Genomic DNA, 1,274 nt, shown 5'->3' with positions numbered 1-1,274 from the left:
GGTCGGGAAGGCGCGCGGGGCCTATGCTCAGCCTAAGGTGGCCTGACCTCGGCACGATCCTCTGCCTCGGGGCGCACAGCGACGACATCGAGATCGGTGCCGGCGCGACGGTGCTCCGACTCGTGCGCGAGAACCCCGAGGCGCGCATCGTCTGGGTGGTCCTCGCCGCGGGCGGGCGGCGCGGCGAGGAGGCCCGCGCCTCCGCGGCGCGCTTCCTCGCCGGAGTGAGGGGGGGCGCCGGCGCGACCGAGGTGCTGCTGCAGGAGTTCCGCGACGGGCATTTCCCGGCGCAGTGGGTCGAGATCAAGGCCTTCTTCGAGACGCTGAAGCGGTTCGCGCCGGATCTGGTGCTGACCCACTACGGACAGGATCTGCACCAGGACCACCGGGCGGTCTCGGAGCTCGCCTGGAACACCTTCCGCGACCAGCTGATCCTCGAGTACGAGATCCCGAAGTGGGACGGCGGCCTCGGCTCGCCCAACCTCTTCGTGCCGGCGAGCGTCGCCGACGCCGACGCCAAGATCGCGGCGCTGCTGCAGTGCTTCCCGAGCCAGGCCGGCAAGCACTGGTTCGACGATCTGACCTTCCGCGGCCTGATGCGGCTCCGCGGCCTCGAGTGCAACGCGCCCGAGGGCCTCGCCGAGGCCTTCTACGCCCGCAAGGTCAGCCTCGCCTGACCCGCCGGGCCGCGCAGGATTGAGGCTCGCTCGCTCCAGGCCGCGGAGAGGGACTCCGCCATCCCGGATGTGCTGAGCCGGGACACAGGGTGGACTGGGCAGCCCCGGCAGGGTAGCTTCCGTCCGGCTATGTGCGGTGCGGGAACGAGTGAATGCAGCAGCGTCGAGTGTCGGATATTCCCCAAAACCGCTATGCGCTGATCATCGGCTCCATGAAATGCGCCACCACTTCGCTCTTCAGCTATCTCGCCGAACATCCGGCGATCACGCCGGCGAAGATCAAGGAACCGGAGTTTTTCTCGCGGTACCAGGGGCACAAGGTGAAGGTCGCCCGATACGAGGATCTATGGGACTTCGACCCCGACCTCCACCGCTACGCGATGGAAGCCTCGACCGGCTACACCAAGTGGGGCGAGCGCGGCGCGGCGGAGCGTATCCACGCCTACGGCCTCAGGCCCAAGCTCGTCTACATTGTGCGCGACCCCTTCGCCCGTATCGAGTCGCACTACAACTTCATGCTGCAGAACCCGGCCTGGAAGCGCGACATCACCGACGAGAACCTGGTGCAGACCTCGAACTACTATCTCTACGCCGCCG

Annotated in this window: 1 protein-coding gene and 1 pseudogene; both read left to right on the top strand. The window is 67.8% G+C overall.

All coding sequences use genetic code 11. The features are described 5' to 3' along the window. Positions 1–677: PIG-L deacetylase family protein (locus Q0112_RS17645; RefSeq protein WP_297977328.1), on the top strand; the 677-nt coding region annotated here is incomplete at its 5' end. Positions 678–829: 152 nt separating this feature from the next. Continuing rightward, positions 830–1,274: pseudogene (locus tag Q0112_RS17640) on the top strand (hypothetical protein); the annotation flags it as partial.

Origin of the sequence: uncultured Amaricoccus sp., from assembly GCF_937858865.1 — a bacterium.
GTDB lineage: Bacteria > Pseudomonadota > Alphaproteobacteria > Rhodobacterales > Rhodobacteraceae > Amaricoccus.
This window is presented reverse-complemented; position numbering and strand designations above follow the sequence as displayed.